The following is a 10186-nucleotide window of genomic DNA, read 5'->3' on the forward strand; positions in this document are numbered from 1 at the left end:
GAATTAAACCTCCTTTTCATTCAGGGTTTCAAAGGCCAGGCTTGTGCAAAAGCGAATGATTGCTTTTGCAGACGGTCTGATTTTCCCTGAATCATCTTCAAATACCTTCGATGGTTTTGAGTTTACTTCAATCAGCCAGGGCTTCCCCTTTTCATCAACGCCGATATCGATCCCCAGTTCGCCGGTAATTCCGGCGGACAGCGCACTGACCTTTTCGGCGGTTTCCAACGATAGCTCTTTTATTAGCTTCAATGTTTGCAAAGCGGTGTTTGGGGACATTTTGGAACGTAAGGCAGTTACCGGTTTTATCGTATGGCCGCCCCTGGCAACATTGGAGACAAATTCCTGTTCAGCCCCGATTCTTGCCACAATCGAGGTAATTTCCCACTTTTTTTCATAATTTCGATGGACTAATACCCTGAAGTCCATGGCAGCTGATTGATAGTCAATAAAAAAAATACCCTCCTGAACAATACAAATTCGGTTTTGCAGCAGTAATTTTATTTCTTGATAGATTTCATGTGCTGCTAGGGCTGGTAATGCATCTGCCTGAGATTGGCCTGAAGTTTGGAGGGTAAATTGGTCTTCTGCAATTTTTTCCAGTTTAATAATATTTTTTCCCTGGCTGCCATGAATCGGTTTTATAAAAATGGTTTCATAGGTTTGCAGGAAGGAATGTAAAGTATCCCTTGAGAGCAAGGCTGTCTCGGGAATGTAGGATGACAAATGATGTACATTTTTCAACTGGTCGTATACTTCCCATTTTGACAGAAAGCGATCATTGAAGATGGGAATGGCCAGTTGCTCAAGAATCTTTCGAAATTCAACAAATTCTTGTTTGTTTTCCAGTATTCGAGAATGGATCCGATTGTAAATAACATCGGGGGCAGGTGGGCTTGTTCCTATCCAGCTTCCGTTTTCAAAATAATAGCCGTGCTGTAAAAAATGTTTAAAAGAAAACACATAAAGAAAACCGCCATTTTCTGACACCACCTGATGGAGGTCCTCACAAAACTTATGAATGGAACGGAAATTAGGTTCTTCACCATCCTTCGGTGAAAAATCTGTCAGCAATCCGATGACCGGACCAAGCTTAAGAGTGTTGGACTCAGAAAAGTATTTTGCTTGTAGGTTAACCTTTCGGACAGGCAAGCAAAAATAGGTAAAGAATTCCTCCGGTACATGCAGTTCCCGGGGAAGGGTATCGATGATTTGGATATTGGCACGAATTGTTTTTGTGCCGACCATGATTTGTAATTCGCGGTGTTTCTCCATTTGCAGGTAGTGATACAGCCTGCGGGACATTTTAATCAAATGAGAATTCGTTGCTTCGGATTTCTCTGGTAAAATTGTTACGCTCGTTAATGAACGGGACATAATCACTCCTCATTCTTTATTAAATAGGCATCCGCTGATGTAGTATCCTATGTAAAACCAATAGGGATGGTGATTTGAACATTCTCGCATTCCCTTGAATAGTTTGATATAGTTGGGAAGTATTGTTAACCAAAAAGGAGTGAGCCCGCAAATGGCAGTAAATTTATATGATTCCGCCTATGCTTTAGAAAATGCGATCCGTCAAAGTGATGAATTTAAACAACTACAGCAAGCTTATCAAGAGGTAAATGCCGACCCGGCAGCGAAGCAGCTGTTTGATCAATTTCGCCACATCCAAATGAATTTGCAGCAAAAACAAATGATGGGACAAAACATTTCCGAGCAGGAAATTCAGCAGGCCCAAGCAACTGTCGGAGTTGTTCAGCAAAATCCGAAAATCGCCCATCTTATGCAGGTGGAACAGCGAATGAATAATGTAATCGGTGAGTTAAACCAGATCGTCCTAAAGCCATTGGCTGATTTATACGGACAAATTTAATTTTTTAAGAAGCTGCCAAGCCTACACTTTTACAAGCACTGTTCTATAAATTGGTGAAAAATCATAAAAGTGATATAAAGGGAATTTCACCAAGAACAGGGGGCAGCATAATGATTTATCGCTTACTTGCGTTAAATATTGATGGCACACTCTTACAAAGCAATGGCAAAATCCATAAATCGACAAAGGAAGCCGTAGAATATGTTCAGCAAAAGGGGATTTATGTCACACTCGTTACATCACGGAGCTTTCACTCAGCCAAGAAGGCAGCGAAAGCCTTAAAGATATCGTCACCGCTCGTCACCCATCAGGGGGCATTCATTGCGCGGGAGGAAAATAAGCCGGTATACGTGAAGCGGATTAATGAGGAAGTAACCTATGATACCATTCGTTTGCTCGAGGCGCTGCCGTGTCAAATCCGTTTGGTTCACGAGAATTTCTCGATTGCCAATAAATATAAACTGCACCAGCAATTATTAGCAAAAACAGTTTTTACCACAGGCGACCCTTTTGTTTATTCACAGCAATTTGTCGAATCCCTCAGCGAATATTTGCATGATCAGCCGGCAACTCCTACGAAGATTGAAGTCTATTTCGAAAATAAACGCGATTTAGAGGATGCCAAAACCGCCATTGAAAAAATGTTTACGGAAATCACTCCGATTAAACTTGATTCATTGCGGCTCGATCTTGTTCCAGCAGGAGTTTCCAAACTTAATGGGTTAGCGTTTCTAGGCAGCCAGCTCGGTTTCCAGTTAAAAGAGATGGTCTATATCGGTGACAGCCTTGATGATATCCCGTTAATTGAAGCGGCTGGTCTAGGTGTTTCGATGTGGAATGCTCCTTTTGAGGTGAAGAAAGCATCGGACTGGGTAACAAGGTCGGAAAACGAACATGGCGTTGCTTATATGGTGAAGGAACACTTCAGAAAGCAGCAGCCAATCGAATTTTTAAGGAAAATGAAGATTATCAAAAATTAATCTTGAAAAAAGATATCAGGGCCGGTCTCTGATATCTTTTTTGCTAATAAGAAAGTATAAATTCAACTACGCCTCTGTCTTCGTCCTGGCGGACTCGCCAGTCGGCGAGTTTTCATTTATATGCTCCAATGATTTCCACTATATTGACCTTATTTTTGTGATTTTGTACACTTAAAGAAGTTTATTTTTGAAAGGTGATAAAGCTTGCGAATTTCGATACTAGGCTTAGAGGATGAAAGATTCAATCGGCCATTAACGCTTATTGCGAATTTATTTTTTGAAGAGTCACAGATTTTGACATCTCAGACGGATGATGCTGATATAGAGATTTTATTTCATTTACAGGTTGAGGAGAAAATAGTTGTTTCTGCTGAATTAAAGGATGGGAACGGAAAAGTCCTATCTGCTGAATATCAGCGGGATTTTAAGGAAGCCGATTCTGAAAAAGAACGGTTTAAGCAGATTAAAAACGCCGTTTCCCACGTTTATTTAACGGTTCTCCAGGACTTGACCGGCATTACGCAAAAATGGGGGATTTTAACGGGTGTGAGACCGACTAAGCTGCTTCACAAAAAACTGCAGGAAGGCATTCCAGCTGAAGTGGCCCATCGGCAATTAAAGGATGAGTATTTAATTACTGATGAAAAAATTGCACTGATGCAGCACATCGTCGACCGACAGTTGACGGTTGTTCCAGACCTTTACTCACTCGAGCGGGAAGTGAGCATTTATATTGGCATTCCGTTCTGCCCGACCAAATGCGCCTATTGCACGTTCCCGGCTTATGCTATTAACGGGCGGCAGGGATCTGTTGATTCCTTCTTAGGCGGCCTTCATTATGAAATGAGGAAAATCGGCGAGTGGCTGAAGGAAAAAGGGGTGCGGATTACCACCGTTTACTATGGCGGCGGCACACCAACAAGCATTACCGCTGAAGAGATGGACATGCTCTATGAGGAGATGTACAACTCTTTTCCTGATGTCACTAAAATTCGGGAGATTACTGTGGAGGCGGGACGTCCAGATACGATTACCCCGGAGAAGCTTGACGTTTTGAAAAAGTGGAAAATTGACCGGATCAGCATCAATCCACAATCGTATACACAGGAAACATTGAAGGCAATCGGACGGCATCATACGGTTACGGAAACGATTGAAAAATATCACTTGGCTCGGGAAATGGGGATGAATAATATCAATATGGACCTTATCATCGGCCTTCCCGGTGAGGGTCTGGAGGAATTCACCCATTCATTGAGTGAGACGGAAAAGCTGATGCCGGAGTCGGTGACGGTTCATACTTTATCCTTCAAGCGTGCGTCTGAAATGACGAAGAATAAGGAAAAATATAAGGTGGCAGACCGTACTGAGGTTGAAAAAATGATGAATCTGGCCGAGGACTGGACCGCTGACCATGGCTATGTCCCTTACTATTTATACCGTCAGAAAAACATCCTGGGCAACCTGGAAAATGTCGGCTACTCCCTGCCGAATCAAGAAAGTATCTATAATATCATGATTATGGAAGAGCAGCAGACCATTATCGGACTTGGCTGCGGGGCATCGAGCAAATTCATTGACCCTGTCACTGGGAAAATTACACACTTTGCCAACCCAAAAGACCCGAAATCCTATAATGACGGATTTGAGGCATACACAGAGGAAAAGATCAAAATATTAGATGAGTTATTTTCAGAAAAAGGATCTCCTGCTTAATATGAAGCAGGGGATTTTTTGTTGGTAACGTGTTCTTAATAAAGGATTATTTTCCCCAATGTCGAATATTTAAGAGGAACCGCCTCATAGGATACTATGGGGTTAATACGTATTTACTAAAAGGGGGAACAAGCTGTGATGCAAACACCTTTAACAATGATGCAAATGCTAGAAAGGGCTGAAAGGTACTTTCCAAAGAAGCAGGTTGTCTCAAGAACCACCAGCGGCATTCAAAGGCTTACTTACAAAGAAATTGGCCAAAGAACTAGAAAGCTTTCCGATGCCTTGACCAAGCTAGGCGTTGAAAAAGGTGATAAGGTAGGAACATTGGCCTGGAACCATCACCGCCATCTTGAAGCATACTTCGCCATACCGTGTATGGGCGCTGTCCTTCACACGATTAACATCCGTCTTTCACCACAGCACATCAGTTATATCATCAACCATGCCGAAGACAAAGTACTCCTAATCGATTCTGACATCCTCCCGCTTATTGAAAAATGTAAAGATGAACTTAAAACCGTAAAAGCTTTTATTATCATGACAGACGAAAAAGAGGTCCCTCAGACCACACTCTCACCTGTATATCATTACGAAACACTATTAGCCGAAGCAAACCCAGAATTTCAATATACCACTCAAATTGATGAAAACGACCCAGCCGGGATGTGTTATACTTCCGCGACTACTGGAAATCCAAAAGGAGTCGTATACTCTCACCGCGGAATTTATCTGCATAGCATGGCGATAGGCTTAGCTGACACTTTAGCGCTTAGTGAAAAGGATGTTGCCCTTGCAGTTGTCCCAATGTTCCATGCAAATGCATGGGGAATGCCGTTTGCGGGCGTTTGGTTTGGAACAACGTTAGTCCTTCCGGGACCAAATTTTACACCAAAGCTGCTAGCTGAATTAATTCAGCAGGAAAAAGTGACCATCACAGCAGGGGTTCCAACGATTTGGATGGGACTGCTGAAAGAACTTGAAGAAGGCAGCTATGATCTAAGCAGCCTAAGAGGAATCCTATGCGGCGGTTCTGCAGCGCCTAAAGGAATGATTAAAACATTTGAACAAAAATACAATATTCCATTTATGCACGGCTATGGGATGACTGAAACAAGCCCGCTTGCTGTATTCTCCTCATTAAAAAGCTATCAAGAAGAGCTGGATTACGAGGAAAGATTGGAATTAAGAGCTAAACAAGGAGTTCTTGTCCCTGGACTAGAGATGAAAATACTGGGCCAGAACGGTGAAGTCGCATGGAACGGCACGGAAATGGGCGAATTATGCTTAAGAGGACCATGGATTGCTTCCGAATATTATCAGGATGAACGGACGAAGGATGCTTTCCACGATGGCTGGCTGCACACCGGGGATGTCGCTACTATTGACGAAGAAGGGTTTGTTAAAATAGTTGACAGAACGAAGGACCTGATTAAGAGCGGCGGGGAATGGATCTCATCTGTTGATTTGGAAAATGCTTTAATGGCCCATGAAGCAGTGTTTGAAGCGGCGGTTGTGGCGGTTCCCCATGAAAGGTGGCAGGAACGCCCAATCGCCTGCGTTGTACTGAAGGATGCCTATAAAGGAAAAATAACTAAAGAAGAGCTATTTGAATTTCTTCAGCCTCAATTTGCAAAATGGTGGATTCCGGACGATATTTTATTCATCGAGGAAGTTCCAAAAACCTCTGTGGGGAAATTTTTGAAAATGGCTCTTCGTGACCAGGTGCAAAAGGAAGTAAGTCAAAAAGGTTAATGGACGAGGGCAAGGGGGCCAGCCCTTTGTCCTTTTTGCCCGTGGAAAATTCAATCTATTACGAAAGTTTGTTTTTATTCGGTTTATTTATCTATATAATGGAGATGAACAAGTTTTTTGGGGGGATTGGAAATGGCTTTGAATTTTGTTACGGATAAGGTGAACTTGAAGGTAGAGGGCCGGGTCGCCACATTGGAAATGAATCGGCCGGAGGCGCTTAACGCAATGGACGTGGATATGATAAAAAGCCTTGTCAGCAAACTGAAAGAAATCAGCGAATCGGATGATGTGGATATCCTGATTTTAACTGGAAAAGGAAAAGCGTTTTCAGCTGGGGGAGATATTAAAACAATGCTATCTGATATGGACGAGAATGGATTTCTTCCGCTCATGGATTGTATCAGTGAGCTGGTGATCACCTTATACAGCATGCCAAAATTAACAATCAGCGCGATTACCGGTGCGGCAGCGGGCTTAGGGTTTAGTTTAGCGTTAGCAACCGATCATATAATTGCTGAAAAATCTAGCAAACTGGCAATGAATTTTATCGGCATAGGGCTGATCCCAGATGGCGGTGCCCATTTCTTCATGGAAAAAAGATTAGGAGAAACCAAGGCCAAGCATGTTATCTGGGAGGGTAAAATGATGAGTGCGGAGGAAGCGCATTCAATCGGTCTTATTCAGGAAGTAGCTGAAGGCGATCTGCAGGATGCTGTACATACTAGAGTGGCAGATTGGCTGCAAAGACCTGTTCAAGCGATGATCAAAACGAAAAAGATATTGGCTGAAAAGAATCGCCCGCAGCTCTTAAAAATACTGGAGCTAGAGAAATACGGCCAGCAGAAAATGCGCGAAACCGAAGACCATAAAGAGGGAATCAAGGCGTTTATTGAAAAAAGAAAGCCAAATTTTATCGGAAAATAAAACAAGAGGCTGTCATAGGACAGCCTCTTATTGCTGATTTTAAGCATGGAAAAGTAGCAGCTTGCCTGCAGGAGATGTGCAGCGGTGCGTTTTATCTAGTAAATTTTTCTCTGATAATAGTTTTTCCCCCTGCGCTTTTGCAGCATCATCGTTTTCTGCTTGGAAGGCTTCGTCTAAAATCTTTTCTCCATTTGCTTCAAACGCCGTCAATTTATAAGTTTTCATTCCACATACCCCTTTTCAAAAAAATTCTTACTATTATTTTTGCATAATTCTATAAATTGTGCAAAGAGAAAGTTAAACCCATAATATGGTATATTTATATTGTAAGAGGAAAGGAGTAGGTAAAATGGTACTTAAACTGGAACGGGTTACCAAACGTTTCGGAGAATTTACTGCTGTCAGCGATTTATCTCTGACGATTCCGGAAAAAGAAATGTTTGGTTTTCTGGGGGCGAATGGCGCTGGGAAAACAACAACGTTTCGAATGATTTTAGGGTTACTCGATGCAAGCTCCGGTAACATAACCTGGGACGATCAACCACTCAATTATTCTACCAGCCATCTGGTGGGCTATCTCCCTGAAGAGAGAGGGCTGTATCCAAAACTAAAGGTCCGGGACCAGATTGTTTATTTAGCTAGATTAAGAGGAATGCCTAAAAATGGGGCTTTAAGGGAGCTAAGAAGCTGGCTCGAAAAATTTAAAATACCCGAATATGAAAATAAAAGAGTTGAAGAGCTTTCGAAAGGAAATCAGCAGAAAATTCAATTCATTGCTGCTGTGATCCATAAACCAAGGCTGTTAATATTGGATGAACCGTTTAGCGGACTGGACCCTGTCAATGTCGAGCAGTTAAAAGAGGCAGTTCTAGGGCTAAAGGAAAACGGAACAACCATTGTCTTTTCCAGCCATCAAATGCATCATGTCGAGGAACTGTGCGAGCATCTCTGTATTCTGCAAAATGGAAGTCCAGTGGTTCATGGCTCATTAAAGGAAATAAAGCGCGCCTATGGGAAGAAGAACCTCATTATCCATGCGGATTTTTCCTTGGAGTCCATCAAAGACTTTCCTGGTGTGGTAAAGATGAAACCGACAATGGAAGGGATGGAATTACAGATTGAAGGGGAACAGGTCGCGGAAGGAATCCTCAAGGAAATTGCCGGGAAAGGCTTGTTGCGAAAATTTGCCCTTGAGGAGCCGTCATTGAATGATATTTTTATCGAGAAAGTAGGTAATGCATATGAATAATTTTTGGATTATTTTAGTACATACCTACCTGAATAAATTAAAAAGCAAATCCTTTATTGTCACAACCTTTTTGACAATCGTAATTGTCCTGGGGTTAACAAACTTTCAAAATATCATCGAGATTTTTGATAAAAACGGCGGTAAAGAGAATGTTGCTGTCCTAGATGAGACAGGCAAGCTTTACGAGCCTTTCAAGCAGCAATTGAAAACAATCAATAAGGATATAAACTTAACATCCTATAAAGGCACTGAAAAAGAAGCGGAAAAAGCGGTCGAAAATGGTAAGTTTACTGGATTGCTTGAATTGCGTTTTAACAAAGAAGGGCTTCCGGAAGCGGACTATAAGGCAATGAGCATTGCGGATTCTGCGTTGTATACGGATCTTCAGACAGGCTTGCAGCAGGTTAAAACGATGCTTGCCGCTTCGAAAATTAATTTAGCACCTGATCAGCTGCAAAAGCTTTATGAGCCGGTTTCGTTTGAAAAAACAGCGCTTGAGAAAAATGCGAAAACAGAAGAGGAACTAAATCAAGCACGTGGACTTGTCTATGTCCTCTTATTTATCATTTATTTTGCTGTCATCATGTATGCCAATATGATTGCCATGGAGGTGGCAACGGAAAAATCATCAAGGGTAATGGAAATCCTGATTTCAAGTGTCTCGCCAATCAAGCAGATGTTTGCTAAGATTCTTGGGATTGGACTGTTGAGCCTGACACAATTGGCGGTATTTTTGATTGTCGGCTATTTTTCTCTTACAAAAAATATGGAGTCCCTCAAAGACGGTTTCTTTGGAGTGTATGGGTTTGGCGATATCCCGGCGGCAACCATCGTCTATGCAGTGATTTTCTTTATCCTGGGCTATTTTCTTTATGCCACTCTGGCAGCATTTTTAGGCTCACTGGTCAGCAGGATTGAAGATGTCCAGCAGATGATTACCCCGATGACGTTATTGGTTGTTGGCGGCTTTATGATTGCCATGTTTGGCCTTGGCAAGCCGGATGCTGCGTTTATTACGATCACGTCCTATATCCCGTTCTTTACGCCAATGATTATGTTCCTCCGTGTAGGAATGTTGACCATTCCGGCATGGGAGGCTGTTTTGGGGATTGCCGTCCTTGTGGCAACGATTGCCGCATTAGCTATTTTTGGCGCACGAGTCTATCGTGGCGGTGTTTTGATGTATGGCAAATCCAATTCCTTTAAAGATATTAAAAAAGCCCTGCAATTAACAAAAAAACAATAGTCAGTCTGAGCTATACCATTCATGGTAAAGCTCAGATTGTCGAGAAAGGGTATTTTTCTCGGCAATTTTTTATGTTTTAACACCGATATTTTTGATTGTCTCTGCTAATGGGCCTGTTGATTTCCGCTCCGGGCACTCGCTTTCCGCGGGGAGGTCCTGGAGCCTCCTCGGCGCTGAAAGCGCCTGTGGGGTCTCCAGTGACCTCTATTTCCCGCAGGAGTCGAGTGCCCTCCGCTCCAATCAACAGGGAGGCAAATTAACCTAAAGTATTGCAACAAACTATTTCTAACTTTAAAAATTGTACTTCAATCTTTAATGAATTTTGGTATGTTGTAGAAAGGAGCATGTTCATATGCAATAATATTGGCTAGACTCTTTTGGTTTTAATAATTTATTCACCTCTTATGTTTATTTGTATTGTGAGTTGAAGGTCTGTATTG

Annotated in this window: 9 protein-coding genes; 7 read left to right on the plus strand and 2 right to left on the minus strand. The window is 42.3% G+C overall.

The window, feature by feature from the left end:
* Positions 1–3 precede the first annotated feature (3 nt).
* Complete coding sequence (locus ACNQGS_RS06405) at positions 4–1377, minus strand: YheC/YheD family endospore coat-associated protein (protein WP_491486603.1); 1374 nt, start codon at positions 1375–1377, stop codon at positions 4–6.
* Positions 1378–1528: 151 nt separating this feature from the next.
* Between ACNQGS_RS06405 and ACNQGS_RS06410 the strand changes: the two genes are divergently transcribed.
* From ACNQGS_RS06410 to ACNQGS_RS06430, 5 genes are all read left to right on the plus strand, one after another.
* Complete coding sequence (locus tag ACNQGS_RS06410) at positions 1529–1876, plus strand: YlbF/YmcA family competence regulator (RefSeq protein WP_213141083.1); 348 nt, start codon at positions 1529–1531, stop codon at positions 1874–1876.
* 110 nt (positions 1877–1986) lie between these two features.
* Positions 1987–2856: a Cof-type HAD-IIB family hydrolase gene (locus ACNQGS_RS06415; RefSeq protein ID WP_491486604.1), complete on the plus strand. Its 870-nt coding sequence runs from the start codon at positions 1987–1989 to the stop codon at positions 2854–2856.
* 204 nt (positions 2857–3060) lie between these two features.
* Positions 3061–4572 carry a coproporphyrinogen III oxidase gene (locus tag ACNQGS_RS06420; RefSeq protein WP_491486605.1) on the plus strand — a complete coding sequence of 504 codons (1512 nt, stop codon included), beginning with the start codon at positions 3061–3063 and terminating at the stop codon, positions 4570–4572.
* 138 nt (positions 4573–4710) lie between these two features.
* The gene (locus tag ACNQGS_RS06425) at positions 4711–6327 is read left to right on the plus strand and encodes a long-chain fatty acid--CoA ligase (protein WP_491486611.1); all 1617 of its coding nucleotides are present in this window, start codon (positions 4711–4713) and stop codon (positions 6325–6327) included.
* 132 nt (positions 6328–6459) lie between these two features.
* Positions 6460–7251, plus strand: a complete 792-nt coding sequence (locus tag ACNQGS_RS06430; protein ID WP_491486606.1) for an enoyl-CoA hydratase — start codon at positions 6460–6462, stop codon at positions 7249–7251.
* A 39-nt stretch (positions 7252–7290) separates the two neighbouring features.
* On the opposite strand, the gene ACNQGS_RS06435 is transcribed toward ACNQGS_RS06430, so the two are convergent.
* The gene (locus ACNQGS_RS06435; RefSeq protein ID WP_213141078.1) at positions 7291–7476 is read right to left on the minus strand and encodes a YhzD family protein; all 186 of its coding nucleotides are present in this window, start codon (positions 7474–7476) and stop codon (positions 7291–7293) included.
* Positions 7477–7600: 124 nt separating this feature from the next.
* Between ACNQGS_RS06435 and ACNQGS_RS06440 the strand changes: the two genes are divergently transcribed.
* Positions 7601–8500 (plus strand): ABC transporter ATP-binding protein, encoded by a 900-nt coding sequence (locus ACNQGS_RS06440; RefSeq protein ID WP_491486607.1) that lies wholly within the window; start codon positions 7601–7603, stop codon positions 8498–8500.
* Positions 8493–9746: an ABC transporter permease gene (locus tag ACNQGS_RS06445; RefSeq protein ID WP_491486608.1), complete on the plus strand. Its 1254-nt coding sequence runs from the start codon at positions 8493–8495 to the stop codon at positions 9744–9746. Before ACNQGS_RS06440 ends, ACNQGS_RS06445 begins: the two co-directional genes overlap by 8 nt.
* Positions 9747–10186 lie beyond the last annotated feature (440 nt).

The organism is Neobacillus sp. PVCKKU3 (assembly GCF_058323225.1).